Origin of the sequence: Marinobacterium rhizophilum DSM 18822, from assembly GCF_000378045.1 — a bacterium.
GTDB lineage: Bacteria > Pseudomonadota > Gammaproteobacteria > Pseudomonadales > Balneatricaceae > Marinobacterium_A > Marinobacterium_A rhizophilum.
The window spans coordinates 1-26,943 of sequence record NZ_KB899112.1 but is presented as its reverse complement, the minus strand read 5'-3'; the positions used below and the strand labels follow the sequence as shown (position 1 = coordinate 26,943).

Below are 26,943 nucleotides of genomic sequence, written 5' to 3'. Positions count from 1 at the left end.
GGATGTGCCGGCTTTTCACCTTGAAGGCTGGCACCCGGAGTATTATTCCGACGCGCAACAGCTGAAACATCAGAACGGCCCACTCCCCCTTATGAGCAGAAAATTGCTCCTGCATTTTCTAGCTACCAGCCATCCATGGCCGTATGCCGGCGAGCACTGAGGTCATTGTGCGATCAGGCCCGCAGGGACTGTCGAGCCGGCGATTAGGCACATGAATGTGCCGGCTCTTCACCTTGAAGGCAGTGCCGCCCGTACAATGATCTCAAAGCACAGCAAAAAGGCTTCATCGGGGCGTCGTCTTTCAAGGTAAAAAGCCTTGGTTACTTTCTTTGCGCGTGCAAAGAAAGTGACGCGCCAGCCAGGCGCAACACAAACCGTCAAACCGAGCCGAAGCGTCCGCCGGCACTGCAGATCCAATACCCAGGGACTCGCGCTCCCAGCAAATTGTCACCCATGTCATTGAACTTCGCTGTCACCCAAGCCCCAATCTCGTTCGCAGGTCAGACGCTCCAATTCGCCCGGAGACCGGGCTCTCACGATCCCCCCAGCCTGACGAAATGTAGTTATTCGACACGCTACAGGTTCTTTGCCTCTAAAGTGTGGGAGCAGAGCGCATTCGGCGAATGGGCCCGAAGTGGCATGACAGGGACTGTTGTGCCGGCTCTTTATCTTGAAGGAAATGCCACCCGCAGAATGATCTCAGGGCGCAGCAAGGAGGCTTCATTGGAGTGTGCTTTCTGTGCACGCGCAAAGAAAGTATATCGCCCACAGGCGATAAAACCGATTCGAAGCGCCCACCAGATTAATAGCCGTTCGTTTCTATTAGAAAATCAAAGAGCCGAAACACCTTCTATTTGCATTACCGAATTGGCATTGGCGCGCTCAATAATCTTAAGCAAGGCAGATTGAATAACCTCATTTTCCCTCACGTCAGATTCACTTGAAAACCGCTCTTCTTGAACTTCGGCGCCTTCTTCCAACGTAAACTGGATAACAACTTCTGTTGCACAATCCGCGCTTTTACCAAAGTACGCCAATGTGATCTGGGGGTAACCTTTAAAGCCCTTATTAACCTGCTTCGCAATTCGTTTTTTAGCTTTATCCACATTCATACAGAATCCTTCAAACCACTGAAACAGAGAAAAATAGAGCGCATCAAACACCCATCTGGTGAAGTTGGCAGCGTTTCCAGGAGCGAAATATAACAGCTTCAGAAGCAGCTTGTTGGACTTAACACTGAGCGACGCGACTCGGGCCCCTGCGCTGTCCTGTATCCACGCAGTCGTGCAAGCGTGCAACACCGTGCAACCGTGCGAAAAAGCCCGACAGGCAGCTCGAAGCGCGCTGCGTACGCCGGCAGGACAGAACGGGGTCATAGGCAGCAGTGCCACTAACCGAGAACCTGCGGGTTGAGCTGCCACAGGGAAAGATTCCGGCATACCGTACCGCCTCCAAACAACAGAAGTATCAGAACGGCCCACTCCCCCTTATGAGCAGAAAATTGTTTCTTTTTTTGGTGTCTACCGGCCATCCTTGGCCGTATACCGGCGAGCACTGAGGTCATTGTGTGATACGGACCGCAGGGGCGAAGACAGGGTCCGTCGAGCAGGCAATTAGGCACATGAATGTGCCGGCTCGTCAGCTTGAAATCACATGTCCAAAGCAACATACCGGCACGCCATGCAGCCAGCCACCAAAACATCAGAACGGCCCACTCCCCCTTATGAGCAGAAATTTGCTCCTGCATTTTCTGGCTACCGGCCATCCTTGGCCGTATGCCGGCGAGCACTGAGGTCATTGTGCGATCAGGCCCGCAGGGGCGAGACAGGGACTGTCGAGCTGCAGATTAGGAACATGAATGTGCCGGCTCTTTACCTTGAAGGCCGGCACCCGCGCAACGACGTCAGAGCGCAGCGGAAAGGCTTCATCGGGGGCGCATTCTTCAAGGTAAAAAGCCTTGGTTACTTTCTTTGCGCGTGCAAAGAAAGTGACGCGCCAGCAAGGCGCAACACAAACCATCAAACCGAGCCGAAGCGTCCGTCAGCACTGCAGGTCAGACGCTCCAATTCGCCCGGAGACCGGGCTCCCACGATTCCACCCCGCCTGACGCAATATATTTGTTCGACACACCACAGGTTCTTTGCCTCTAAAGTGTGGGCACAGAGCACATCCGGCGAATTGACCCAAAGGGTCGATACAGGGACTGTATCGATGCCGATTAACACATGGATGTGCCGGCTTTCCACCTTGAAGGCCGGCACCCGCTCCAATTCGCCCGCAGACCGGGCTCCCACAATTCCACCCTGCCTGACGCAATGTATTTGTTCGACACACCACAGGTTCTTTGCCTCTAAAGTGTGGGCGCAGAGCGCATGCGGCGAATGGGTCCGCTGCGGCGCAACACCGATCATCAAACCGAACTGAATCCCCCGCCAGCACTGCAGCAACGGCCATAGTTATCATTGGCATGATCAACAAAAGTGGTTCACTATCACCAAAATACGTGAAGGATGCCGGGTGCATCGCAACACACACAGACGCATGCAGCCGAATAACGCCCGCTGTGCGGCGACCGCTCTGCTGATGCGATATATACGCGTAAAGGAATGGAGCTATGGGTCAGGAAACAATTATTGGTATTTCTATCGTCGCGGCCTTGGCGGGGATTATAGGCTTTCATAGCTGGCTGCATAAACTTATAAAGTTCAAGATGGACGAAAGCGCCATATTAAAATTCTTTAATGACGCCAATAACAGTTTAAAGTCACACAGTACTGAAGCCATATCTGAAAACACAGAGATAAAGCCGGAACGTGTCACGACGGTATGTACCAGAAGCAAGGCAATACATCGCACCACCAAAGAAGAGGGGCATTGGATTCTAAAACAGTAAAACGGTTTGCAGCAGGAAAGCACAAAGGCACTGGTGCAAGGAAATGGATGCAAGTCTGACAGCTTGTTGAACATCGACCTGCTAACAGATACGCGGCAGCTGTTCGCCCACCAGCATGTCAACAATGCGCTTGCCACCAAAGACGGTCTGCATGGTGACACGGCCGGGCCGGCCGCCGGGCAATACGGTACCGATCCGGGCAGCCTCAGCACCGAGCGGGTGCTGCTTCATGGCGTGCAAAGCGGCGTCTGATTCCTCTTTGGGCACCACAATCACCAGCTTGCCTTCGTTGGCCAGATACAAGGGGTCCAGACCCAGGATCTCGCAGAAGCCTTTCACTTCCTGGCGAATGGGCGTTTTCGCCTCCACGATTTCAATTTCAACCCGCGAAGCCTCCGCCAGCTCGTTTAAGACCGAAGCAATGCCCCCTCGCGTGGCATCCCGCATAAAACGGGTGTGGGGTGCGGCTTGCAGGATGACGTCGATCAGTTCATGCAAGGGCGCGCAATCACTCTGAATATCCGTACTCAGCTGCATGTCGCCCCTGGCGCCCAGGATGGCGGCGCCATGGTCGCCCAGCATGCCATTCACCAGCACCGCATCCCCCGCCTGCGCCTTGTCCGCCCCGAGCTCCAGCCCCGTGCGGATGATGCCAACACCCGCGGTGTTGATGAACAGCTTGTCGCAACTGCCTTTATCCACCACCTTGGTGTCCCCCGTGACGATCATCACACCCGCCTGTGCCGCGGTTTGCGCCATCGAGGCCACAATCTGGCGCAACGTTTCGACCGGCATGCCTTCCTCAATGATCATGCCGCACGTCAGGTATAACGGTTTGGCGCCCCCCACCGCCAAATCATTTACCGTGCCGCAGATAGCCAGCTTGCCAATATCACCGCCGGGGAAAAAGAGTGGATCGATGACATAGGAATCGGTGGTCAGCGCCAGCCTGTCGCCATGCTGCTGCAGATCCGACAACGAAAAACGGGCCTGATCTTCCAGTGTGTTAAGTGCTTCATTGTCAAACGCCTCGATAAAGACGTCATCGATCAGGTCCCGCATGGCTTTGCCACCCCCCCCATGGGCCAGCGTAATAACCTGACTCACCAGTTTTCCATGTCGTTTTTTACCGGATGCCGGGCTGCTCATTATGCGGGTAACTCCTGCAGGCTTATTCGGTGCTGTTCCAGTTTTTCCACGTCACCGTATTGATAGTACGCGGCACAGGCCCCTTCACTGGACACCATGAGCGCGCCCAAGGGTGTCTCCGGCGTACAGGCTCTGCCGAATACTTTGCAGTCCCAGGGCTTAATCGCCCCTTTGAGTACCTCGCCACATTGACACGACTTGGGATCGGCAATCTTGATCGCCGGCACAACGAATTTTGCCTCGGCATCGTAATCCGCCCAGCTCTGTTTCATCTTGACGCCCGAGTGGTCGATGGAGCCCAGCCCCCGCCATTCAAAAAACTCTCGCAGCTCAAAAACTTCACTGATCGCGTCCAGTGCGACCCGGTTGCCCTTGTCAGGCACAACACGGCTGTACTGGTTTTCCACCTTTGATTCTTTGGCCGCCAGTTGCTTCAGCAGCATCCAGATAGACTGCAGAATATCCAACGGCTCAAACCCGGCAATGACCACAGGCTTTTTATAGTGCTCGGCAATGAACTGGTACGGGGCATTTCCGATCACCATGCTGACATGACCCGGGCCCAGGAAGCCGTCCAGCTTCAAATCGGGAGAGTCCAGCACCGCCTTGATGGTGGGGATGATGGTAATGTGATTGCAGAACAGCGAGAAATTAGTGATCCCCTCCCGCCTCGCCTGCAATAGCGTCAGTGCGGTACTGGGCATCGTGGTTTCAAAACCCAGACCAAAGAAGATGACCTCTCTATCCGGGTTTTTCCGCGCCAGACCCAAGGCATCCATCGGTGAATAAACCATCCGCACATCACAACCTTCCGCTTTGGCCGCCAGCAGGCTTTTTTTGGAACCGGGCACCCGCATGGCGTCGCCGAAGGTGGTCAAAATGACTTTTGAGTCTTGCGCCAGGGCCACGCAGTCATCAACCCGCCCCATCGGCAACACGCAGACAGGGCATCCGGGGCCATGAATCAATTCAATGCACGCGGGCAGCATAGTCTCGATGCCGTATCGAAAGATTGAATGCGTATGACCCCCACAGACTTCCATCAAGTAAACAGGGCGCTGAATCCTCTGGTGAATCTGCTCCGCCAGCTGTTCTATTTCCTTTAACAGCACACGGGCCTTTTCGGGGTCGCGAAACTCGTCAACATATTTCATTGCCGCTTACCCTTCTGTCGTAAAGTCTGCCGGAACCAGCTGTCCTCGGTCGTCTGCCAGCAGGGTATGCACCAGGTCCCACAGCATGTGGTAGATGGCAACATGACATTCCTGCACGCGGTGAATACTGTCGCTGGGAACAACCAGGCAATGATCCAGTCCCATGCTGGCCATTTCACCGCCATCCCCTCCCGCCAGACCAATCGTGAGGGCGCCCTTTTTCTTCGCCTGTTGAAAGGCATTGACCAGGTTGGCGGAGTTGCCACTGGTGGAGACACCTATCAGGGCGTCTTGCGGGTTCACCAGCGCGATCACCTGCCGGCTGAACACCTGCGCAAAACCCACGTCATTGGCCACGGCAGTCAGCATCGTTTTGTCACTGCTTAAATCAAAGGCTGGCAAGGCAGGACGCCCGGTGGTGACCGGGTGCTGGAATTCCACCGAAATATGGGCCGCATCGCTGCTCGAGCCACCATTGCCCATACTGTAGAGGCGCCCATTGCTGCGATACACCTTGGCCAGGTCCTGGGCCAAATCAATCAGCGCCTGCCCCTGCAGGGAAAAAAACTGCTCAATCACACTTTGGTGTTCTGCCGCTTTCTGTCGAATCGACTCCGCCAATGCGCGATTCATCGACGCCGGATCCTGCTTTTTGGCGGTCAAGAAAGGGTACATGCTGGCAAGAATCTGATCATTGCTGGAATCCATGCGGATGACTCCTATTGCGCGCCGGTTTGCATAGCCTGCAGCTCTTCCTGCATCTCACCCAGCTCTTTCAGTACAGCCAGGGTGGCTTGTGCTTCATTTTCGTCAATCAGGCTCATGGCGAAGCCGACATGCACCAGCACCCAGCCTCCGATGTAGCTGTCCAGCGGTGTCTGCTCCTGTGCAATGCAGCTCAGGTTCACCGCCCGCTTGACGCCTCCCACATCGACAATACCCACCAGGTTGTCCGCGTCTTCAATACTGACAATTTTTCCAGGGATACCTAAACACATAGGTGACTCCTTTTTTGTGTAAGACACCGGGTCATCCAACCGCAGAATTCTGCCTTGAATCTATTTGCCTGGCAGCCGTAATCGCGGCCTGTCCGAGCGATAAACCGCCGTCATTGGCGGGCACGCGGCTCTGCATCAACAGAGGAAAGCCAGCCGCCTGCAGCAGGTATTGCACGGCTTGCGCCAACAGGCGGTTTTGCGCGCAGCCACCGCAAAGAACAACCTGACGAAACGAATAATTTAGGGACAGCTGTTCCACCATATCGGCGATTGCGCGTGCCAGACCCAAATGGAAACGTAACGCGATCTCTGGCAACGCTATCTGCTGGTGCAAATCCTCCAGCAATGCCAGCCACATGGGGCCGGCCGAAATCCGCCGCAGTGCGCCCTCCTGCGTCAGGGCGAACGCATAGGCTGGCTGTGCGTCAGGGCGGTGCTGCTGCAGCCTCTGCTCAAACGCCTGTCGATCCACCAGCATCTCCAGCGCGATTGCGCCTTCGCCTTCGTAGTACGCCCGCTCTCTCGCCAGCCCGAGTGCCGCCGCAACGGCGTCAAACAGTCTTCCACAGGAACTTGCCCTGGGTGCGCCGATGCCGCTGCCAAGCATTTTTTGCAGCAACTCAACCGGTTTCGCCCGCAGATAACGGCATAGCTCCAATCCGGAATACCGCTGGCAGAAATGTTCCCAGCCGAGGTACTCCACAATGCTGGCGAAAGTGTTGCGCCAGGGCTCCTTGATGGCCATGGCACCACCGGGCATGGCGATGGCGTCAAAGCTGGCCAGTCGCTGACTGGAACGGTAGTCGGCCAGCAGGAATTCTGCGCCCCACAGCGTATCGTCCGCCCCGTAACCCAGCCCGTCGAGGGCAATCCCCAGCACTTTTTCGCTACTGTCAGCAGGCTGCAGGGGCCACTGATTGTCCGCCAGGCAACTGGCCACGTGCGCGTGATGGTGCTGGATTCTTGTCAGCGACAACCGGTGCCGCGCCGCGGTTTCCGCCGCCAGCTTGGCGGACAGGTATTCCGGGTGCAGGTCACACGCCAGCTGTTCAGGATGCTGTTCGTACTGAGAAAGATAGAGCGCCAGGTTATGTTCAAAATCATCAAAGGTGGCCGGATCCTCCAGGTCGCCCTGGTGCTGGGAAAGAATCGCAGCGCCCTCTTTTACCAGGCAAAAAGTGGATTTCAGCTCACCGCCATAGGCCAAGATGTCGCTGGCACTTTCAAATCCCCTGGGCAAGGCGATCGCTTGGGGCGCGTACCCCCGGGCACGGCGCAACAGGCGTATTTGCCCGCCAATCAACCGCACCACCGAATCGTCTACCCGATTGGCAATATCACGATCATGCATCAGCAAGACATCGGCAATCTGGCTCAACCCCGAGCGCGCAGTCTCCAACCCCACCACCTGGGGTTGTTCCGAGAAGTTCCCACTGGTCATGACCAGAGGACCGCTAAAGTGCTGGCAGAGCAAAATATGCAACGGGCTATAGGCAAGCATGAATCCCAGCACCGGGGAGCCAGGCGCGACAGACGGCGAAACACGCAGTGCATCTGCATCCAGCCGTGTTTCCAGCAGTACGATGGGGGCTTGCGGGCTGAGCAACTGTGCCTTTTCCAAAGCGTGCAGACGGCAGTAGCGTTCGATCTTCTCTATTTTGTCTGTCATCAGGGCCAGGGGTTTGGAGTAGCGATGCTTGCGATTGCGCAGACGACGCACAGCCTGCTCGTTATTCGCATCCACCGCCAGGTGAAAGCCGCCCAAACCGCGTACTGCCAGGATCTTGCCCATCTTTAAAAGAGAAGCCGCCAGCTGCAGGGTCTCGGCGCTATCCCCTGCCTGCAGGTTTTCACCCACGTTGTCTTCCAGCCAGATCTGGGGGCCACATTGATGACAGGCGATCGGCTGGGCATGAAAGCGACGGTCCGCCGGGTTCTGATATTCCTCCCGACAGGTATCGCACATCGGGAAATGCTGCATCGTGGTTGCCGAGCGGTCATAGGGCACCCCGGTCACAATAGAGAGCCTTGGGCCACAATGGGTGCAATTGGTGAAGGGGTAGAGATAGCGCCGCTGCCGAGGATCACTGATTTCCGCCCGGCAGTCGGAACAGGTGGCTGCATCAGCCGATATACGAATATCGTTACGCCCGTGCCGGGATGCCACAATGGAAAAGTCGCTGCTGGCCAGGGGTACTGCCAGGTCCGTTGTTTCAACGGATTCTATGCTGGCAAGCGGAGGCGCTTCCGATTGCAACCGATGGATAAAGTGCTGCACAGCACCGAATGTCCCCTGAATGCGGATCAATACGCCTTCGGCGTCGTTGCAAACATCCCCGACCAGATCGCAATCATGTGCCAGTTTCCAGACAGCGGGACGAAACCCCACCCCCTGTACCGTGCCGCGGACACGCACCAGCAGCCCTTTTGACATCCCGACCTGTTCCATTCAGTACTCTCTTCTTTTGGCTATTCACCTGTGGCTGACAAAGAGGATTTTCCCGTTTTCCCGTTACGTACAGGCAGTATGGTCACCCATAGTGCTCCTGCAAGATAAGAATCGCCGCGCGCGGCCTGCGGCGCGATGCGGTTCTTCTCAAGGTGGCGAATATGCCGCGTGGGATCGGGTACCGGGGGAGCCGCAACAATCTGGCCACCCCCGGCAATATAACCCCGGTGCAGCAGTAGTTTAGTCACATTATCGGCCGGGGCCTGGCGAGCATCATTTCTGATCCGCCTTTCAAGCACTCGGGACGTGGGCCACTCCGGCAGCGGTACTGGCATGAACCAGCCCGCAATGGCCGTTGTGCAGACAGGTTTCAGGTAGCAGGTCACCCTGGGTGAGCAGTCTTGTCCCGGTATTTGCTGACCAATACACACTCTTTTGGGCTAAAGCGCATGTGGGGTGACGGACAAATAGGCAGGGAACCTGTTTGTCCGCCAGGTTAGTAATAGGTCCCTTGCCATTTTTCGGTCAGGTCAGTTCATTATGTCTAAGGATCTAACGTCTACCCGCTCAAGTCACGCATAGAGTACCGGCACCACACCCCGTGTCAAAACCCAGTGTCAAAGCGGACGCAAACAGCCGGCCCAATGCGCTCACGGGCGCAACCACTCCCGCAAAGGCATGAAGCCAAGCGCCACCGGGCACAGAGAGGCAGGCCCTGTCCGCGAACGGGAAGCAACATCAGGGCTCACGGCGTGAAGCTTTCCCTGGCAGCCATCGTCTTGCACTGGCGAATCCCTTCAAACGGGTCCACGCTTGAAACGCCAAGGAGTGGACACGACGCACAGCAGCAGATGCTGGCACGTCAGTGATTGACGGTCATGAAACCCTTATCCCCGCGCGGGCCTGAGGTAAGCAACGTTCATTACATACTTAAAACTTGCGAACAGGACCTATTATGACTGCTTTCAATGTTGTTCGACTCCGGGTGAAACCAGGTTGCGAAGAAAAATTTATCGAGGAGCACCGCAAGGCAAAGGCTGATTTCCCGGGCTTGCGCCGCGCAGCACTGGTGAAAACGGGTGAACTCAGTTTTTGTTTTGTGGGCGAGTGGGACAGCATGGACACGATCGCCGCAGCACGCGACGACATGGTCAAAATCCTGGACCGATTGCGGGACACACTGGAAGACTTGGGTGGCGACCTGGGCGTAACCGACCCGGTTTCAGGCGAGGTTGTTGTCGAGCTGAAATAACGAATCCCATTCGACACCCATGGCATTGGATCAATCACACACGGCGCCTGTTATATGGCATCACGGCCGGCTGAGCAAACGCCCCGCCGACCTGCCTGTCACGGCCCCGTCTACGCCGGCGAATGCAGTGTGCGCCCGTCAACCGGGCCCTGCTGTGGCTCGCCACCGGCAACGTCAAATGCCTTGCGCCGTCCCATCAACATGAATGCCGCGGGCACGAAATAAAACGACAGCAGCGTGGTCAGCACCGTGCCGCCCGCGATGGCCACGGCAAACGGCGGCCAGAATCCGCCACCCGCCAGGATCAGGGGTAAAAAGCCCCCCACGGTGGTAATGGTGGTGGAGCCAATATGGCGACTGCAACTTTGCACCGCCTGCACGATGGCCGCTGCATCGCCCCGCACCGCCCGTGGATCGGCCTTGAGCTCGGCCAGTATCACAATGGCGGCGTTGATGGCCAGCCCCATCAGGCCCAACAGGCCGATAATCACGGTGAAGCCAAACGGATAGGCAAACAGATAGACACTGAGCAATCCCAGGCCCGCCGACTGCAGCGCCGACAGGAAGATCAGCGTGCTGATACGAAAGGAATTGAACGACAGCACCACCACGGTGATCAGCAGGGTAACGATCACGCCGAGACTGGCCATCAGGTTGCCTACCGCATCGTTGCGCCCGGCCGATTCACCGCCAAATTCCATGCGATAGCCCGCCGGCAGGTGGAACCCCGCCGCGGCCAGATTCTGGCGAAACTCCGTCAGCGCCACCGATGCCAGCACGCCGGCACGCAGGTAACCTTCCACCACGTTGACGCGCTGACCATCGCGGCGAGGAATGGCGCCGCGGCTGGGCTGCAGCTCCAGCGTCGCCAACGCAGATAACGGTATATTGTCGCCGGCCCGGGGTGATGTCAGGCTCAGGTTGGCCAGGTCCCGCAGCTCACGGCGCTCTTCATTACCCACCCGCACCCGCACCGGCACCGACTCGGTACTTTCCAGAATGCTACCGCCGGTCACACCGCTGAGGGTACTTTGCAGTTCTCCTGCCAGGCCCTGCAGCGTGAATCCACTGATCTGGCCCGCCTCCTCATCGACCCGCACCTGCACCTTGGGCGCGCCCGGCTGCAGGGTCGCGCGACTATGTATCACATCATGGGTGCGGGACAGCACCTGGCGCGCCTGCTGCCCGAGGGTCTGCAATGTATCCAGGTTCGGCCCGTACAGGCGCAGCTCGATGGGTGCATTGAACGGTGGCCCCTGCTCCAGCGTACGCACCAGGATCTGCGCCTGGGGCAGCAAATCATCGAGCTGGCGCTGCAGCTGTGGAATCAGCCGGTTGGCGAGACGAAAGTCCCGGGTTCTGACCATGGCCTGGCCGAAGTTCGGCCACCCCTGCTGGCCGGCGAGCATGTTGTAGTAGAAGGCCGGCGCACTCTTGCCCAGAAACCACTGCACCGAATCAATGCCCGGCGTATCCTGCAGCAGCGCGGTTACCCGGGCACTGACGCGGCGCGTTTCGACGAGGCTGGTCTGGGCCGGCAGGTACATCTCGATCTGGAACATGTTGCGGTCGGATGGCGGAAAGAACTGCTCCTTCAACTGGCCCGCGCTGATAAAACCGGTGAGCGGAATCAGAAACAGCAGCGCGATAGCACGCCTTGGGTAACGCAGCACGGTTTCAAGCGAGCGCCGGAACAGCTGCGCCGGCCGCTTGAGCTGCACGCCCTGCTGATACCAGCGCGACTGCCCCGCCTCATCGCTACGCAGAAAACGCCCGGCCAGAACTGCCACCACGCTGTGGGAAATCAGATAGGAGCCCATAAGCGCAAAGATCACGCTCAGGGCGATGCCGCCGACAAACTCCCCCGCCGGCCCCGGCATCAGCACGATGGGCATGAACGCCAGAATGGTGGTCAGGGTCGACCCGAGCAGAGGCAGCCAGAGGTGGCGTAGCGAACGGACGACCGCATCGACGGCCTTCAAGCCCTGGCGGCGGCGCTTGGCGATGGTATCGGCCATCACGATGGCGTTGTCCACCATGATACCCAGTGCCACCACCAGGCCGGTGACAGACATCTGGTGAATCGGCAGGCCATAGTATTTCATCACCGTGAGAGTGAAGAGCACGGTGAGCGGCAGCGAGAGCGTCACGATCAGCGCCGACCGCCAGCCCAGCGTCACCAGCAGCACCAGCGCGATGAGGCTGAAACCCAGCAGGATGTTGTTCACCAGCTCGCCCAGGCGATGCTCGGTATAGTGGTTCTGATCGAACAGGATGTCGGCCTCAATGTTGCCCGGCAGCAGCTGTTCAAACCGGGCCAGCTCTGCCTGCATGGCCGCGCTCCAGCGGTCGATACGCAGATCCGGCAACATGCGCACCGCCACCACGATGGCAGCGTCACCGTCGATGATCGCCAGCTCCTGTTCCGGCCATTGCAGACTGCGACTCACCTCGGCCAGATCGCCCAGGCGCAGCAGGTAACCATTGTCATCACTGGCCAGCGGGATCTGGCGAATACGGTCCAGGGAATCGAGCGCGCCGCCGAGCTCCACCTGCATCTGGTTGCGCGCGTTGTTGAGCTGCCCGGCCGACACCTTGGCATCGGCCCCCTCGATGCGCTGGGCAATCTGGCTGGGCGTAAGGTGCAGGCTGCTGGCCAGGTGCGGGTCGATCTGCACCAGGATCTCTTCCTCCTGTGCGCCGAACAGCTCGACAAAATCGGTACCCGGCAAGGCGCGCATGCGATCACGCAACGACTTGCCATAACGGCCCAGAATGGCCAGGTCCGGTGTCGTCCGGGCATGCCACTTCAGCGCAATCAGGCCGGTGAAGGCATAGCCGTGATCATCATCCAGTTCGGGCTGGCTGGCACCTGGGGGTAACCGGGATGACACATCACCCAGCAGATCCCGCGTACGTGACCAGATCGGCGCCGTGGCGGTAACGCTGTCCTTGAGTTCGATCCTGACCATCGAAATCCCGGGTCTGGAGGTTGAGGTCAGGTGCTTGACCTCTGCCAGGGTGCGCAGTTCGCTTTCGATTTTTTCACTCACCAGGGCCTCGACGCGCTCGGCACTGGCACCGGGCAAATGCGTAATGACGATCGCCTGGCGATTCAGGATGCGCGGGTCTTCGGTGCGGGGCAGCGTAGCCAGTGCGCCGATGCCCGCCACGATCAGCACCGCGACCAGCAGCGTCAGCAGACGTCCGTTCTGCAGCAGGCGCCTCATGGTTCAAGTTCCACTTGCGCGGTAGACGGAACACCGACCGTCGCCAGCCGGACCACCTGCCCGGGCACAAGCCGCTGCAGGCCGGTGCTCAGTACCTGCTCGCCGTCACTCAGGGCCCCCGTCACGAAGGCATGGGTCGCGGTGGCATGCAATACCTGCACATCCCGGCTTTGCAGTTCGTAGAGTCCGGCATCGTCCTGCGGCTGCAGACTGTAGATATTCCAGAGCCCGCGCACACCATCGGTCAGTGCGCTAAGGGGCAGCCAGTAACCTGGCTGCGTAAAGGTCTGCGGCAGCGACAGGTAGGCCAGCTGGCCGTTTACCAGCGCAACGTCATCCGGCAGTTCGAGCCGCAGCGGCACCGTGCGCGTGACTGCATCGACACTAAAGCCCTTGGTCAGCAGACGTACGTCGATTTGCCGCCTGTCCACCCGTACACTCAAGTGCTGCTGTGCGCTCAGCTGTTCCAGCATGTCCACCGGCACGCCGACCCGCACTTCGGCCGGGCCACTTTGCAACAGCGTAAAGGCCGGCGTACCCGCACCCACCACCTCACCCTGGTCAATCAGCCGGTGGCTGATCTGGGCACTGTATGGCGCCAGCAGCGTCGACTTGTCGATACGCAGCTGGTTGGCGGCCAGCGATGCCTGCACCCGCGCCCGGGTGGCCTGCAGCCCTTTTTGCCGTGCCTGCAGTTCATCCAGGCTCTGCGCCGAGGTGAATCCGCGCTTATTGAGCGAATTCAGTCGCTTGAGATTGGCCTGCACCAGCGCGAGATCCGCCTGGGCCTGCTGTAACTGGGCCTGCAGTTCCCGCCGCTCGACCTGCAGCAGTTCGGTGTCCTGCTGTGCCAGCACGGCTCCCTGTGCCACGGTTTCGCCTTCATCGGCGAACAGCCGGGCGACTTTGCCACTCTGTTCAAAGCCGATGCTGGCGCTCTGCCGCGCCTCGACCCTGCCGATGAAGCTGCGCGTCACCTCGTACCCTGGTTGCTGCTGCAACACCAGCCCCTGGGCAACGTGATAATACGCAGGCTCCGCCACCCTGGCGTCAGAATCGCCGCAACCCGCCAGCACCGCGGCCAGCAATATCAGGCACAGCACCATGCCACCTTGCTGCGGGCGCCGCGGCGCCGCAAAAAAAACAAACCACCGGGTTTTCATGTAACATTCGCCCACAAGCCAATTTACAATACTGGACTGTCCAGTCCAGTTTACTGCGGAAAGTCTAGGCTTACTAAACTAGACTGTCCAGTATGATTTGTGGTGCCCAATGATCAAACCAAGAACCAAAAGTGAAGAGAAGCGCATACAGATCCTCAATGCGGCAATAGCGCTGTTTACCGAGCAGGGGTTTTCCAATACCAGCATGGATCAGATCGCTCGCCAGGCCGGCGTTTCGAAGCAGACGGTCTACAGCCACTTCGGCAACAAGGAAGATCTCTTTGTGGGTGCCGTGGGGTGCAAGTGCGTTGCCCATGCCATGACCGGTGAGCTGTTTGAACCACAGCAGGATCTGCACCTGCAGCTGCTCGAGATCGCCAGCCAGTTTACCTCGATGATCCAGTCCCGGGAGGCCGTTCGGGTGCTGCGCACCTGCATGGCCGAGGCTGAAACCTACCCCGAGCTGTCACGGCTGTTTTATGATGCCGGTCCCAAGCACCTGACCGACATGCTGAGCGAGCTGATGAGCAAGCTCGACAAACAGGGCCGGTTGCGAATTCCCGAAGCCCGCTTCGCCGCCGTGCAATTCCTCAAAATGGTGCAGGGCGAGCTGCAGATGCGACTGGAGCTCAATACCGGCCACCCGATCACGGACGGCGAACACCAGCGTTATTTGGAAAACTGCGTGCAGATGTTCCTGCGGGCCTACGCCGCCTGAAATACCCAGCAGGCTTATGATGCGCACACCCGGGCCCGGTGTTCATGATCCCACCCGCGCCCGTCACCTCACCCTTTGGCGCAGCAAGTCCTACACTGCATACTGAAACGGTATGCAAATGCCGACCAGTTACCCCGGTTGCAAGAACGCATCATTCTGAACCCGGCGACAGGCGGGGCTTTGAAAACCAGGGGATTTCACACAGTTGTGCGCCACATTGATCGGCGACCGCGAATCCGCATTCAAGTGCGTGCAGCGCAGGTCCGGTAGCTGACACCTAACAGGCAGTGAAACCTGTTAGATTGCCCGATCAATGGCACAGGGGAGTTAACGGGAGACAACGATGGCAGGGAATTTCCATGTTCGATTCTGGGGCGTACGCGGCTCCATTCCCTGCCCCGGGCACGACACCCTGCACTATGGTGGCAATACCTCCTGCGTGGAGGTACGCGCAGGTGACCGGCTGCTGATTCTGGATGCCGGCAGCGGACTGCAGTACTTCGGGCAGCACTTGCAGGCAAAGGGCAGCATTGATGCCGACCTGCTGTTGAGTCATCTGCACTACGACCATATTCTGGGGTTGCCCTTCTTTGCGCCGGCGTACGATCCCGGCAGCCAGTTGCGCGTCTGGGCCGGCAACTGCAATAGCGGCGTTGAAACAGCCCTGCGGCAGTTTTTGCAGCCGCCCTTCTTCCCGGTACCGCTGCAGCACCTGAAGGCTCGCTTCAGCTTTCGGGATTTCACCAGCGGCGATACCCTGAACCTGTCATCATCGGTCCGCGTACTCACCTGCGCACTTAACCATCCGGACGGCGCCACCGCCTACCGCATCGAATTCGACGGCCGCGCGATCTGCTATGTCACCGATACCGAACACCCAACGCAGGGGCTGGATGCGGCAATTGTGGACCTCATCCGTGACGCCGATATCGTGATCTACGACGCCACCTACAACAACAGCGACTACCCCGCCCACCGCGGCTGGGGGCATTCGACCTGGGAAGCGGGCCTTGCGCTGTGCGAATCCGCGGGTGCCCGCCGCCTGGTCGTGTTTCACCACGCGCCCGAGCGTACTGATGCCGAGCTTCAATGGCTGGACTCCGAACTGCAACGACTCAAACCGGGCTCGGTCGTGGCCCGCGAGGGTCTGGTACTGCAGTTGTGACCCTTGAGACCCGCCGCACCCTGTGTGTAACCAACGCAGCAAGCATCCCAGATGCATGCATGGGAACAACGCCATGAACGACACTCGACTCGCCCTGTTACAGCAGATGCCGATCTTCGGCGGCATTACCGACGAGGTACTGGAATTCCTGCTGCAACGCACCCGCATCCAGACCCGCGAGGCCGGAGAATATTTTTTCCGTGAAGGCGACAAGGCCGAAGAACTTTACGTGCTGGAGCGCGGCAAGGTGGAAATTCTGCGCCACTGGAAAGGTCAGGATTACTGCATCAGTACCATGGGCCAGGGCGACTGCTTCGGCGAAATGGCCTTGATCGACTTTTGCCCACGCAGCGCCAGCGTAAGGGCGCTGGAAGCCTGCACGGCGATCGAGCTCTCCGCCTCCGACCTGCAGGAGCTCTACAGCAAGGACCCGGCCCAGTTCACGATGATTTACATGAACCTGGGCCGCGAACTGAGCCGCCGCCTGCGGGATGTCAACGACCTGCTGTTCCGCGCCAGTGTCCTGCACGAATCAGACGGCTTCCACCCCACCTGAGGGGGCGGGTGCCAGGGACCGGCGGCAAAAGTCCACAAAGGCATGCGATTTCACCGACGCGTATCGACCCGGCGGGTAGACCGCATAGATCCCCCCCCTTGGCAGCGACCAGTCCTTCAGCAGCCGCACCAGCCGGCCAGCGTCAAGTGCCTGCTGAGCACTGGGCTGATCCATTACCGAGAGACCCGCCCCCTCCTGCAACAGCGCACGCAGCACGGTCGCCGAATCCACTCTCAGCGCCGACTGCAGCTGAACCCGCTCCGATGTCCCATCGGCGGCCTCGAATGTCCAGGTCAACGGCGAGCGCAGCAGGGTCAGGGCCAGCCAGGCGTGGCCAGCGATCTGCCCCGGGGTTACCGGCTTGCCGGCGCGCGCCAGATAGGATGGCGCCGCCACCAGGTACTGATCGAAGTCCCCCAGCTTGACCGCCCGTTGCGTCGAGTCCTGCAACCAGCCCACACGGAAAGAGACATCGATGCCTTCACGCACCGGGTCGAGTATACGGTCGCTCGAGCAGAGCTCGAGCTGCAGCCCGGGATGCAACCGGGCAAACGCGCTCACCAGCGGTGCCAGGGTTTGTACGGCGAAATCGACCGGAGCGCTTATTCTGAGCACCCCGCGAAGCTCTGCACTCTTGCGTCCGGCCTCCTCCAGTACGTTCTGAAGGCCGTTCAGCAAGGGACCTGATTCCGCCAGCAAGCTTTCCCCGGCCCGGGTCAGCGACACCTGACGGGTGGTGCGATGGAACAGTTGTACGCCAAGGGCCTTTTCGAGCCGGCTGATCTGCAGGCTGACCCTGCCCTTGGCGACACCCAGGCGCTGCGCGGCGGCCGTAAAGCCACCCGCTTCAGCCACGGTGACGAAGACCGTCAGACTGTTGAGATCCGGAGTTTTAACGATCGTCACCTGAAGCCCCTATTGTTAATGATTCGATAACAGTCATTTATATTTAGTGGTGATTATCAAATCAATCATAGTCTCTACAATTCGATTCCTGTCTTACTGATTGTGGAGATTTACCAGATGAATATTGCCCTGATCGGCGCCAGCGGATTTATTGGTTCGGCGCTGCTGTACGAAGCCCTGCAACGCGGACACCAGGTCAAGGCCCTGGTCGGCCGGCCAGAAAAGCTGGCCACAGCGCGTGGCTTGAACGGCGTGAAAACCGACGTGATGGATACCGGCACCCTGACCCGCCAGCTCAGCGGCCAGGACATCGTGATCAGTGCGTTCAGCGGCCACGCTCAGGACGCTGTGCAGGCCTACTACGAGCGTGGCATCCGCTCGATCATCGCGGCCACCAAGGCGGCCGGCGTGCCCCGGCTGCTGGTAGTGGGAGGTGCCGGCAGTCTGGAGGTCGCCACCGGCGTGCAGCTGCTCGATACGCCGGAGTTCCCACCCGAGTACCGGGCAACGGCCGAGGGTGCACGCACCGCGCTTGCGCTGCTGCGTGATGAAGCGGAGCTGGACTGGAGCATGCTGTCACCGGCCGCCGTGATCGCGCCGGGCGAGCGCACCGGGCGGTTCCGGCTCGGCGGCGATCAGTTGCTGATCGATGACCAGGGCCAGAGCCGAATATCGGTCGAGGACTATGCGGTGGCGATGCTCGACGAGCTGGAAAGCCCGGTCCACCACCGTCGACGCTTTAGCGTCGCTTACTGAGCCATCACGCATGAATACACAGCTGCATTATCTCTATGACCCCATGTGCGGCTGGTGCTACGCCGCCGCCCCGCTGCTCGAGGCAGTAACAAGGCGCCTGCCGAAGCTACCGGTCATCTTGCACGGCGGCGGGCTTTTTATGAACCAGCAGATAACACCCGGGCTTGCCACGCATATCCGCGAGCACGATGCCCGCATTGCCCGCCTCAGCGGCCAGACCTTTGGGGATCCCTACCTGCAGGGCCTGCTGAACGACCCTGCCACGCGGTTACACTCGCCCCCGCTGATCGCGGCCATCCTGGCCGTGGCACAGCTCGAACCGGATCGCGCCGTGGCGATGCTTGCTGCGATACAGCAGGCACACTATCGGCACGGACTGCGGGTGAGCGAGCCGAGCTGCCTGCAACAGCTGGCGCAGTCCCTCGGGTTGTCGGCGCCGGCATTCGAGCGCGCCCTCACCGCCTGGCTCGATACCGGTGTCGACGATCACCTGGCGCAGACGCGCGACCTGATGACCCGTACCGGTGCCGGGGGCTACCCGACCTTCGTGCTGCAACGGGGTCACCAGCTGTCCCGGCTGGATCACAGTCATTTTTACGGCCGGCCCGAGGATTTTGCAGCCCTGCTGCACGCGCAGCTACAGGTCGAAGCGATCCGCTGAGCAGCTCGAACGGCTTGAGGAAGGGACCGTTTCGCCACCCCGGTCAGGCGCCGGGGTGCAGACTATCCAGTCGGCGGCGGTACAGGTCGTAGGCCGTTTGGTATGCCTTGACCGCCGCCGGCGACGGGTTCAGCGCACTGGTTTCATCCAGCTCCACGTAGCGCTCGCACAACGCTTGCAGCGAGACATCCTGCCCGCGCGCCAGACTGTCACACCAGAGCGCCTGGATAGCTCCCCCCAGTGCCGCGGCCTCACCGATACGCGGACAGATCACCGGCGCATTCATGATGTCCGCCACCATCTGGCGCCAGAGGGCGCTTTTAGCCCCGCCGCCGATCAGGCGTACCTGCCGTACCTCGATACCCGCCGCGCGCATCAGCTCCAACCCGTAGCGCAGGCCAAAGCTGGTGCCTTCAAGCACCGCACGGCACAGGTTGGCCGGCGTCAGGTTCTGCATGTTGAGCCCCAGCATGCTGCCACTGGCATCCGGCAGGGCCGGCACCCGCTCGCCATTCAGAAACGGCAGCAACGTAATGCCATCACAACCGATAGGCGCTTGTGCCGCCTGGATATTGAACTGGTCAAGGTCAAAACCAAACAGCTGTCGTACCGCGTTGGCTGCAGAGGTCAGGTTCATGGTGCAGATAAGCGGCAGCCAGGCGTTACTGGACGAACAAAAGGCTGCCAGCCCCCCGGCCGTCTCTGCCGGGGCCTGATGGGTACAGGCATACACAGTGCCGGAGGTACCCAGACTCAGGGTGACTATGCCGTCCGTAATATTACCGGTACCGATAGCCCCCATCATATTGTCTCCACCCCCACTGGACACCCGCACCTGCTGCCCCAGTCCGAGCCGCGCGGCGACCTCGGGTCTCACCAGACCCACCGCCTCATGCGCTTCACGTAACGGCGGCAGGGCCCGCTCCAGTCGGCCATCCGGTGCAATCAGCGCCAGCACGTCAGGTGCCCAGCGCCTGGTGCGTACATCGAAATAGCCCGTGCCCGAGGCATCACCGTACTCGGCAGCGATCGCGCCGGTCAGCCAGTAGTTGAGGTAGTCGTGGGGCAAAAGGATATGCGCGATACGCTCAAAGGCTTCAGGCTCATGCTGTTTGAGCCAGAGCAGCTTGGACAGCGTATAACCGGTGGCCAGCTCCAGCCCAAGCTTCGCCCTGCAGCCATCAGCGCCGCCAAGCTGGGCCAACAGCTGCGCATTTTGCGGTGCCGTCTCCGTATCGCACCACAGCTTGGCCGGGCGGATCACCGCCCCGCTGGCATCCAGTACCACCAGGCCATGCTGCTGTCCGGATACACCGATGCCACGAATGGCCTGGCTGTCGATACAAGATTGCGCCAGTGCCTGGCGGTACGCCTGCTCAAAGGCGTCGATCCACCACTGGGGATCCTGCTCGCGCCGCCCGTTCGCCTCGCTGATCAGCGCATGCGGTGCATAGCCTTCGCCCCGAATATGGCCCTGCTCGGCGTCCAGAATCACCACTTTGGTCCCCTGGGTGCCGCAATCAATCCCCAGATACATGCCCTGATTTATGCCGTGACTCATAGCTACAGCCCCGTCGTCTGCTTCGCCAGCACGGCTTGCGCCGTTTCAACCAGCCGTTGCACGGTAAAGCCGAAATGCCGCATCAGATCCTCGGCCGGGGCCGATTCGCCGAAGGTGCGCATGCCCATGACGGCGCCATCCAGACCAACATAACGATACCAGCCATCCGGCTGTGCCAGTTCGATCGCCAGCCTCGCCCGCACGCGCGGCGGCAACACCGCATCCCGATAAGCCTGGTCCTCACGATCAAAGCGCTCGATACAGGGCAGTGATACCACCCTGACCGCCACACCCGCGGCCGTCAGCTCCTCGGCGCCGGCCAGCGCCAGCGCCACCTCGGAACCGGTGGCCAGCAGAATCAGCGCAGGCAGCCCGTCACAGTCGCGCAGTACATAGCCGCCGCGGCGGATCGCCTGCAGCTGCGCCGGGGTGCGCGCCTCGGCCGGCAGGTTCTGGCGCGACAGCACCAGGACGCTTGGTCCCTCGGTACGTTCCAGGGCGCTGCACCAGGCCACCGCGGTTTCGGTGTCGTCGCACGGGCGCCAGGTATCCAGGTTGGGCGTCTGGCGCAGGCTTGGCAGCTGCTCGATCGGCTGATGGGTCGGACCGTCTTCACCCAGTCCAATGGAGTCATGGGTGTAGACAAAGATGTTGCGTATCCTCATCAGCGCCGCCATGCGCACGGCATTGCGGGCATATTCGGTAAACATCAGGAAGGTGCCGCCGTAGGGAATAAAGCCGCCGTGCAGCGCCAGACCGTTCATGATGGCGCTCATGCCAAACTCGCGCACGCCATAGTGGATATAGTTGCCGCCTCGCTCCTTCGGCGAGAGAGATCGCGAGCCCGACCACTGGGTCAGGTTGGACGGTGCCAGATCCGCCGAGCCGCCCAGCAGTTCCGGCAGCACCGGCCCCAGGGCTTCGAGCACCTGCTGCGAGCTCTTGCGACTCGCCTGGGTGCGGGCAGCCTGCTGGGTGTGCTCGATCAAATCGTTACGCAGTCGATCCCAGTCCGCCGGCAGCTCGCCGGCCAGACGGCGTTCCAGCTCGGCAGCCAGCACCGGATGCTGCGCCCGATACGCCTCAAGGCGCTGCTGCCAGTCGAGCTCCAGCGCCGCACCGCGTTCGCGGGCATTCCAGTCGGCATACACCGCGTGCGGCACATCGAAGGGCCCGTAAGGCCAGTCCAGTGCCGCGCGGGTGGCCGCGACCTCGGCGGCGCCCAGCGGGGAACCGTGACATTCGTGGCTGCCGGCCTTGCTGGGCGCGCCGAAACCGATGGTCGTCTTGCAGCAGATCAGGGTCGGTGCGCTGGCATCCCCTTTGGCCTCGGCCAGGGCACGCTCTATGGCCGCGGCATCGTGACCGTCCACGGCCTCGATCACCTGCCAGCCGTAGGCGCGAAAACGGGCCGGCGTATCGTCGGTGAACCAGCCGTCCACCTCGCCATCGATGGAGATGCCGTTGTCGTCATAGATCACAACCAGCTTGCCCAGGCCCAGGGTGCCGGCCAGCGAGCAGACTTCGTGGGAGATGCCCTCCATCAGGCAGCCATCGCCGACAAAGGCATAGGTGTGGTGATCGATAAGATCGTGGCCGGGGCGGTTGAACTGCGCCGCCAGGGTCTGCTCGGCCAGCGCCATGCCCACCGCATTGGCCAGCCCCTGCCCGAGCGGACCGGTGGTGGTCTCGACCCCCGGCGTATAGCCGTATTCGGGGTGGCCGGGAGTGCGCGAGTGCAGCTGGCGGAAGTTTTTCAGCTCCTCGACCGGCAGGTCATAGCCGCTCAGATGGAGCAGGCTGTACAGCAGCATGGAGCCATGGCCGTTGGACAGAACAAAGCGGTCCCGGTTAGGCCAGGCGGGATTGGAGGGATTGTGCCTGAGGTGGTTACGCCACAGCACTTCGGCAATATCCGCCATGCCCATGGGCGCGCCGGGGTGACCGGAACCCGCCTGCTGCACCGCATCCATGCTCAGCGCCCGCAAGGCATTGGCCAGGGTGCGCCGGCTCAGTTCCGACGTCGACTGGGGCGCAGTCATGCCGTGCCCCCCGCTGCCTGTATTGCGGCCAGCTGTTCGCGCAGCAGGGCTTCAAGTTTCAGCTGATCGGCCTCAAACCCGCGAATGCCTTCGGCCAGCTTTTCGGTGGCCATGGCATCTTCGTTCATCTCCCAGCGGAACTGTGCCTGCGAGATCGGTGCCGGACGTGCTTCGCGCTCACCGCTGTCGGCCAGTACCGGCTGCAGATCACCCTCTGTACTGGCCAGCTCGTCCAGCAGTTTGGGACTGATGGTCAGGCGGTCACATCCGGCCAGCGCCAGAATCTCGCCGCTGTTGCGAAAGCTCGCCCCCATCACCACCGTGGGGTACTCGAGCCTGCGGAAATAGCGGTAAATGCGTTGCACAGAATGCACACCGGGTTCATCCGCCGGAGCATAGCTACGCGTCGGGTCAGCCTTGCGGTACCAGTCGAGTATGCGGCCGACAAAGGGTGAAATCAGATAAGCACCGGCTTCGGCGCAGGCGCGGGCCTGGGCAAAACTGAAGATCAGTGTCAGGTTGCACTGAATGCCCTCTTTCTCCAGCACCTCGGCGGCGCGAATACCTTCCCAGGTGGCGGCCAGCTTGATCAGGATTCGCTCGCGGGGAATACCCGCCTGGGCATAAAGCTCAATCAGCCGACGGGCCTTCGCAAGGCTCGCCAGGGTATCGAACGACAGGCGCGCATTGACCTCGGTGGACACTCGACCCGGCACCTGTTGCAGGATCATGGCGCCCATGGCCACCACCAGACGGTCGCAGGCCTCATCCACCGCTTCGTCCAGCGTACCGGCGTGATCACGCACGTCGTGCAGAATCGCCTGCACCTGTTGATTGTACTTGCCCGACTGCACGGCCTGAAGAATCAGCGACGGGTTCGTGGTGGCATCCTGCGGCGAAAAGCGGCGAATGGAATCCAAATCACCGGTATCGGCGACCACGGTGCTCTGTTGTTTGAGTTGTTGCAGCAAATTGGACATCGGAGGCCTCGTTAAGGTATTAGCGCGTTATAAATCCGGCAGATTAAATAATAGCGTCATGCAGCACAGCCACGTGGCCATCCGCACCCAGGCTGTCGTGCAGCGATGAATGTATATGGTGCGCAATGGCAAACTGGGCAGGATTCGAGTGCGCAGGGTCTGGCACGGCAATCACCCGCATGCCGGCGGCCCGGGCGGCGATAACGCCATTGACCGAATCCTCCCATACGCAACACTGGGCAGGCACTTCGCTGCCGAGCCGCTCGGCCGCCAACTCGAACACCGCGGGGTGGGGCTTGGAGCGCACCACCTCAAGGCCGGAGGCAAACACCGACACCGGCAGCGCATGGGCATGCACCACGGCCTCGATAAAATGCAGCGGCGATGACGATGCGATGGCCATCGGTACCTGCGCCTCGGCCAGGCGCTGCAGCAGCGCCTGCGCGCCCGGCATCAGCGTTGCGTGTGCAATAAGCCCGGCCATGCGCTCGAGCATCGCGGCCAGCAGCACGTCGGCATCTACGCCGTGCTCGTGATGGCGCTGTGCCATGGTGCGGCAGAACTGCACCGTACTGGTGCCCTGAAACGCCAGCAGTTCAGCCTCTGGCACCACCAGATCGTAGAGTGCCAGCAGTTGCGATTTTTGCGTCGCCAGCCAGAGCGGTTCGGAATCGATCAGCAACCCGTCCATGTCAAAGATCGCAAATGCCTGTGACCCGCTGTGCATGTTCAGTCCGCCATAACCAGATCAAGGGTGGCGCGAACTCCCAGGGTCTGCAGGCGCTCAAGCTGGCATGCAAACGCCTGCACAAAGGCCTCGGACTGCGGGATGACTCGGCCAAACACGTCTTCCAGGGCGAGGAAATTCTGCACCAGATTATCCGTATCGCTGATCGCCTTCTGCAGCCAGGCGGCACGCGGATCGGGAATCCCGTAGGGGTTGCCCTGCTCATCCACGCCACGCAGGTAATGGCACCAGGCGGCAATAATCAGGGCGGTGCGATCCAGTGCCCTGCCCTGCTCGATCTGACCCAGCAGGGTCGGCAGGACAAACTTGGGGAACTTGGACGAGCCGTCGGAACAGAGCCGGCTGACCTGATCGCAGATCGCGGTATTGGAAAAGCGCTCGATCAGGGTGTCCTTGTACTCGGTCAGATCGATGCCCGGCACATCCGCCAGCAGCGGCGTCACGTCCTGGTCCATGTAACGGCGCACGTAATGTCGCAGCTGGGTATCCTGCATGGTTTCGTGGGCATACTGATGGCCCAGCAGCGCCCCCAGATACGCCATGGCCAGATGGGCGCCGTTGAGCAGGCCGATTTTCATTTCCTCATAGGGTGTCACATCATCGGTGAACTGTACCCCGACGCGCTCCCACTCTGGACGGCCATTGCAGAATTTGTCTTCCAGTACCCATTGCAGAAATGGCTCGGCCACCACCGGCCAGCGGTCTTCGATACCGGTGTCCGCCTGCAGCTTGGCGCGATGGCCGTCGCTGGTCATGGGGGTGATGCGATCCACCATCGCATTGGGGAAGCTGACATTGGCTGCAACCCAGTCGTGCAGCGCCTTGTCGCGCAGGGCACAGAATCCAAGCAGCGCGTTGCGGGCAACATCACCATTGTGTGGCAGGTTGTCACAGGACATCAGGGTAAAGGGGGCAATGCCGGCATCACGACGCCGCATGAGCGCCTCGGCCAAAAAGCCGAACAGCGTTTTAGGACTGTGCGGGTGCGCCAGGTCGTGCTGAATCTGCGGCAGACCGGCATTGAACTTGCCCGTACTGTCATCGGTGCAGTAACCGCCTTCGGTTACGGTCAGAGAGACAATGCGGGTTTGGGGGGACGCGAGCCGCTCAATCAGCGCCTCGCTGCCATCTTCAGCGAGCACAAAATCAACAATGGCACCGATCACCTGGACGGCTGTATCGGCGCCGTCGCCCAACTCAACCAGAGTATAGAGGTAGTCCTGCCCGGCGAGTGCGCTTTGCATGGCGCGGTCTTCAGCCCGCAACCCCGCGCCACAGATACCCCAGTCAGCCGCATGACCCTGGTTCAGCAGCATGTCGGTGTACACCGCCTCGTGGGCGCGGTGAAAGCCGCCGACACCGATATGTACGATGCCCTGACGGACCTGACTGCGGTCATACGCTGGGCGCTTTACCTGCGCGGGCAGCAACGGCAAATTTTCAGTATTCAGTTTCATCTTTTTTACCTTGGCCGGAATTAAAGCCATTGCGAGGTGCAAGTGTGCTGCGCGGACGCATACGCTTGGCGCCAGCCGATCGCCCGCACAGTTGCCATAACAATCAGGCCGCCTGGGCCGGCGTGCGCGGGCGCGGAATGGTCTTGCCGTTGGCATCGAACAGGTGCGCCTGGGACAGGTCCGGAATCAGTCCCGCCTCCTGGCCGTAGTCGCCAGCAAAGTCACCCGGTGCCCGTACAGTCAGGGTTTCACCGTTGCGCAGGGTGATATAGCAGTAAGTGTCGGCGCCCAGGTGCTCGGTGACATCCAGCGTAACCTTGAACGGACTGGCATCGCTGCCGACCACGTCGATGTTTTCCGGCCGAATGCCGAAGGTGATGTCGTCACCCGCCTTGAGGCCGGTGGCCTGGTGGGGCAGCTGATATTCCGGGCCGCAGTCCAGCACGATGCTGACACCGTTGCTGTCCACTGCCTTGACGCGGCCCTTGAGGAAGGCCATTTTCGGCGTACCGATAAAGCCCGCCACGAACTGGTTCACCGGGTGGTGATACAGCTCCAGCGGTGAGCCCACCTGTTCGACACGGCCGGCGTTGAGCACCACCACCTTGTCGGCCAGGGTCATGGCCTCGACCTGGTCGTGGGTCACGTAGATCATGGTGGCGTTGAGCTCCTTGTGCAGGCGCGCCAGTTCCAGGCGCATCAGCACGCGCAGCGCGGCATCGAGGTTGGACAGAGGCTCGTCGAACAGGAACACCTTGGGGTTGCGCACGATGGCACGGCCGATGGCCACGCGCTGGCGCTGGCCGCCAGACAGGGCCTTGGGCTTGCGCTCCAGCAAGGGGCCAAGTTCCAGTACCTTGGCGGCGTCCTCGACCTTGCGCTGGACTTCGGCCTTGTCGATGCCGGCCAGATCGAGGGCGAAGGACATGTTCTTGCGCACGCTCATGTGCGGATAGAGGGCATAGGACTGGAACACCATGGCCAGGTCGCGCTTGGCCGGTGCCACGTCGGTGATGTCACGGTCATCCAGAAAGATATGACCGCTGGTGACTTCCTCGAGTCCGGCGATCAGGCGCAGCAGGGTCGATTTGCCGCAGCCCGAGGG

22 protein-coding genes are annotated in these 26,943 nt (G+C 60.5%); 7 read left to right on the top strand and 15 right to left on the bottom strand.

The features are described from left to right. Positions 1-830 precede the first annotated feature (830 nt). A complete protein-coding gene (locus F451_RS28520) occupies positions 831-1,439 on the bottom strand; it encodes a hypothetical protein (protein ID WP_240476526.1) in 609 nt (202 codons plus the stop codon). Positions 1,440-2,614: 1,175 nt separating this feature from the next. Here F451_RS28520 and F451_RS0120655 point away from each other — a divergent pair. Further along, positions 2,615-2,893, top strand: a complete 279-nt coding sequence (locus tag F451_RS0120655; protein ID WP_020683320.1) for a hypothetical protein — start codon at positions 2,615-2,617, stop codon at positions 2,891-2,893. A gap of 81 nt (positions 2,894-2,974) precedes the next feature. On the opposite strand, the gene hypE is transcribed toward F451_RS0120655, so the two are convergent. Genes hypE through hypF form a run of 5 tightly spaced genes read right to left on the bottom strand, consistent with a single transcriptional unit; the run spans position 2,975 to position 8,628 of the window. Further along, complete coding sequence (gene hypE, locus F451_RS0120650) at positions 2,975-4,042, bottom strand: hydrogenase expression/formation protein HypE (RefSeq protein ID WP_020683319.1); 1,068 nt, start codon at positions 4,040-4,042, stop codon at positions 2,975-2,977. After that, positions 4,042-5,196, bottom strand: a complete 1,155-nt coding sequence (gene hypD / locus F451_RS0120645; RefSeq protein WP_020683318.1) for a hydrogenase formation protein HypD — start codon at positions 5,194-5,196, stop codon at positions 4,042-4,044. Before hypD ends, hypE begins: the two co-directional genes overlap by 1 nt. A gap of 6 nt (positions 5,197-5,202) precedes the next feature. Continuing rightward, positions 5,203-5,904, bottom strand: a complete 702-nt coding sequence (locus F451_RS0120640) for a D-sedoheptulose-7-phosphate isomerase (RefSeq protein WP_020683317.1) — start codon at positions 5,902-5,904, stop codon at positions 5,203-5,205. A gap of 11 nt (positions 5,905-5,915) precedes the next feature. Beyond that, positions 5,916-6,194 carry a HypC/HybG/HupF family hydrogenase formation chaperone gene (locus tag F451_RS0120635; protein WP_020683316.1) on the bottom strand — a complete coding sequence of 93 codons (279 nt, stop codon included), beginning with the start codon at positions 6,192-6,194 and terminating at the stop codon, positions 5,916-5,918. 31 nt (positions 6,195-6,225) lie between these two features. After that, positions 6,226-8,628: a carbamoyltransferase HypF gene (gene hypF, locus F451_RS0120630; RefSeq protein WP_040880244.1), complete on the bottom strand. Its 2,403-nt coding sequence runs from the start codon at positions 8,626-8,628 to the stop codon at positions 6,226-6,228. 970 nt (positions 8,629-9,598) lie between these two features. On the opposite strand from hypF, the gene F451_RS0120625 reads away from it, so the two are divergent. After that, positions 9,599-9,895 carry an antibiotic biosynthesis monooxygenase gene (locus tag F451_RS0120625; protein WP_020683314.1) on the top strand — a complete coding sequence of 99 codons (297 nt, stop codon included), beginning with the start codon at positions 9,599-9,601 and terminating at the stop codon, positions 9,893-9,895. Between the two features lie 110 nt (positions 9,896-10,005). Here F451_RS0120625 and F451_RS0120620 read toward each other — a convergent pair whose 3' ends face one another. Continuing rightward, positions 10,006-13,125 (bottom strand): efflux RND transporter permease subunit, encoded by a 3,120-nt coding sequence (locus F451_RS0120620; protein WP_020683313.1) that lies wholly within the window; start codon positions 13,123-13,125, stop codon positions 10,006-10,008. After that, the gene (locus F451_RS0120615; RefSeq protein WP_040880238.1) at positions 13,122-14,288 is read right to left on the bottom strand and encodes an efflux RND transporter periplasmic adaptor subunit; all 1,167 of its coding nucleotides are present in this window, start codon (positions 14,286-14,288) and stop codon (positions 13,122-13,124) included. Before F451_RS0120615 ends, F451_RS0120620 begins: the two co-directional genes overlap by 4 nt. 109 nt (positions 14,289-14,397) lie before the next feature. On the opposite strand from F451_RS0120615, the gene F451_RS0120610 reads away from it, so the two are divergent. From F451_RS0120610 to F451_RS0120600, 3 genes are all read left to right on the top strand, one after another. Then, positions 14,398-15,006, top strand: a complete 609-nt coding sequence (locus F451_RS0120610) for a TetR/AcrR family transcriptional regulator (protein WP_020683311.1) — start codon at positions 14,398-14,400, stop codon at positions 15,004-15,006. A gap of 343 nt (positions 15,007-15,349) precedes the next feature. Continuing rightward, positions 15,350-16,171, top strand: coding sequence for an MBL fold metallo-hydrolase (locus F451_RS0120605; RefSeq protein WP_020683310.1), 822 nt, complete (start codon positions 15,350-15,352; stop codon positions 16,169-16,171). A gap of 73 nt (positions 16,172-16,244) precedes the next feature. Then, complete coding sequence (locus F451_RS0120600) at positions 16,245-16,727, top strand: Crp/Fnr family transcriptional regulator (protein ID WP_020683309.1); 483 nt, start codon at positions 16,245-16,247, stop codon at positions 16,725-16,727. On the opposite strand, the gene F451_RS26180 is transcribed toward F451_RS0120600, so the two are convergent. Beyond that, positions 16,704-17,633, bottom strand: coding sequence for a LysR family transcriptional regulator (locus F451_RS26180; RefSeq protein WP_020683308.1), 930 nt, complete (start codon positions 17,631-17,633; stop codon positions 16,704-16,706). The two genes, F451_RS0120600 and F451_RS26180, sit on opposite strands and share 24 nt — an antisense overlap. Positions 17,634-17,750: 117 nt before the next feature. Between F451_RS26180 and F451_RS0120590 the strand changes: the two genes are divergently transcribed. After that, positions 17,751-18,389, top strand: coding sequence for an NAD(P)-dependent oxidoreductase (locus F451_RS0120590; protein ID WP_020683307.1), 639 nt, complete (start codon positions 17,751-17,753; stop codon positions 18,387-18,389). A 10-nt stretch (positions 18,390-18,399) separates the two neighbouring features. Further along, complete coding sequence (locus tag F451_RS26175; RefSeq protein WP_020683306.1) at positions 18,400-19,050, top strand: DsbA family protein; 651 nt, start codon at positions 18,400-18,402, stop codon at positions 19,048-19,050. 43 nt (positions 19,051-19,093) lie between these two features. Here F451_RS26175 and xylB read toward each other — a convergent pair whose 3' ends face one another. The 6 genes from xylB to F451_RS0120555 form a co-directional block, all read right to left on the bottom strand. Beyond that, positions 19,094-20,587 carry a xylulokinase gene (gene xylB / locus F451_RS0120580; RefSeq protein WP_026291937.1) on the bottom strand — a complete coding sequence of 498 codons (1,494 nt, stop codon included), beginning with the start codon at positions 20,585-20,587 and terminating at the stop codon, positions 19,094-19,096. 26 nt (positions 20,588-20,613) lie between these two features. Further along, complete coding sequence (tkt, locus tag F451_RS0120575) at positions 20,614-22,653, bottom strand: transketolase (RefSeq protein WP_020683304.1); 2,040 nt, start codon at positions 22,651-22,653, stop codon at positions 20,614-20,616. Beyond that, complete coding sequence (gene tal, locus F451_RS0120570) at positions 22,650-23,633, bottom strand: transaldolase (protein ID WP_020683303.1); 984 nt, start codon at positions 23,631-23,633, stop codon at positions 22,650-22,652. The genes tkt and tal overlap by 4 nt, the downstream gene beginning before the upstream one ends. A gap of 43 nt (positions 23,634-23,676) precedes the next feature. Continuing rightward, positions 23,677-24,360, bottom strand: coding sequence for an HAD family hydrolase (locus F451_RS0120565; RefSeq protein ID WP_020683302.1), 684 nt, complete (start codon positions 24,358-24,360; stop codon positions 23,677-23,679). A 2-nt stretch (positions 24,361-24,362) separates the two neighbouring features. Beyond that, the gene (locus F451_RS0120560) at positions 24,363-25,838 is read right to left on the bottom strand and encodes a mannitol dehydrogenase family protein (RefSeq protein ID WP_020683301.1); all 1,476 of its coding nucleotides are present in this window, start codon (positions 25,836-25,838) and stop codon (positions 24,363-24,365) included. A 103-nt stretch (positions 25,839-25,941) separates the two neighbouring features. Continuing rightward, positions 25,942-26,943 (bottom strand): ABC transporter ATP-binding protein (locus F451_RS0120555; RefSeq protein WP_020683300.1); only part of this gene is annotated, 1,002 nt, incomplete at its 5' end.

Bases quoted from the DNA above. Each gene is read 5' to 3' on its own strand.
- F451_RS28520 (WP_240476526.1), bottom strand. From the start codon at position 1,439: ATGCCGGAATCTTTCCCTGTGGCAGCTCAACCCGCAGGTTCTCGGTTA.
- F451_RS0120655 (WP_020683320.1), top strand. From the start codon at position 2,615: ATGGGTCAGGAAACAATTATTGGTATTTCTATCGTCGCGGCCTTGGCG.
- hypE (WP_020683319.1), bottom strand. From the start codon at position 4,042: ATGAGCAGCCCGGCATCCGGTAAAAAACGACATGGAAAACTGGTGAGT.
- hypD (WP_020683318.1), bottom strand. From the start codon at position 5,196: ATGAAATATGTTGACGAGTTTCGCGACCCCGAAAAGGCCCGTGTGCTG.
- F451_RS0120640 (WP_020683317.1), bottom strand. From the start codon at position 5,904: ATGGATTCCAGCAATGATCAGATTCTTGCCAGCATGTACCCTTTCTTG.
- F451_RS0120635 (WP_020683316.1), bottom strand. From the start codon at position 6,194: ATGTGTTTAGGTATCCCTGGAAAAATTGTCAGTATTGAAGACGCGGAC.
- hypF (WP_040880244.1), bottom strand. From the start codon at position 8,628: ATGTCAAAAGGGCTGCTGGTGCGTGTCCGCGGCACGGTACAGGGGGTG.
- F451_RS0120625 (WP_020683314.1), top strand. From the start codon at position 9,599: ATGACTGCTTTCAATGTTGTTCGACTCCGGGTGAAACCAGGTTGCGAA.
- F451_RS0120620 (WP_020683313.1), bottom strand. From the start codon at position 13,125: ATGAGGCGCCTGCTGCAGAACGGACGTCTGCTGACGCTGCTGGTCGCG.
- F451_RS0120615 (WP_040880238.1), bottom strand. From the start codon at position 14,288: ATGAAAACCCGGTGGTTTGTTTTTTTTGCGGCGCCGCGGCGCCCGCAG.
- F451_RS0120610 (WP_020683311.1), top strand. From the start codon at position 14,398: ATGATCAAACCAAGAACCAAAAGTGAAGAGAAGCGCATACAGATCCTC.
- F451_RS0120605 (WP_020683310.1), top strand. From the start codon at position 15,350: ATGGCAGGGAATTTCCATGTTCGATTCTGGGGCGTACGCGGCTCCATT.
- F451_RS0120600 (WP_020683309.1), top strand. From the start codon at position 16,245: ATGAACGACACTCGACTCGCCCTGTTACAGCAGATGCCGATCTTCGGC.
- F451_RS0120590 (WP_020683307.1), top strand. From the start codon at position 17,751: ATGAATATTGCCCTGATCGGCGCCAGCGGATTTATTGGTTCGGCGCTG.
- F451_RS26175 (WP_020683306.1), top strand. From the start codon at position 18,400: ATGAATACACAGCTGCATTATCTCTATGACCCCATGTGCGGCTGGTGC.
- xylB (WP_026291937.1), bottom strand. From the start codon at position 20,587: ATGTATCTGGGGATTGATTGCGGCACCCAGGGGACCAAAGTGGTGATT.
- tkt (WP_020683304.1), bottom strand. From the start codon at position 22,653: ATGACTGCGCCCCAGTCGACGTCGGAACTGAGCCGGCGCACCCTGGCC.
- tal (WP_020683303.1), bottom strand. From the start codon at position 23,633: ATGTCCAATTTGCTGCAACAACTCAAACAACAGAGCACCGTGGTCGCC.
- F451_RS0120565 (WP_020683302.1), bottom strand. From the start codon at position 24,360: ATGCACAGCGGGTCACAGGCATTTGCGATCTTTGACATGGACGGGTTG.
- F451_RS0120560 (WP_020683301.1), bottom strand. From the start codon at position 25,838: ATGAAACTGAATACTGAAAATTTGCCGTTGCTGCCCGCGCAGGTAAAG.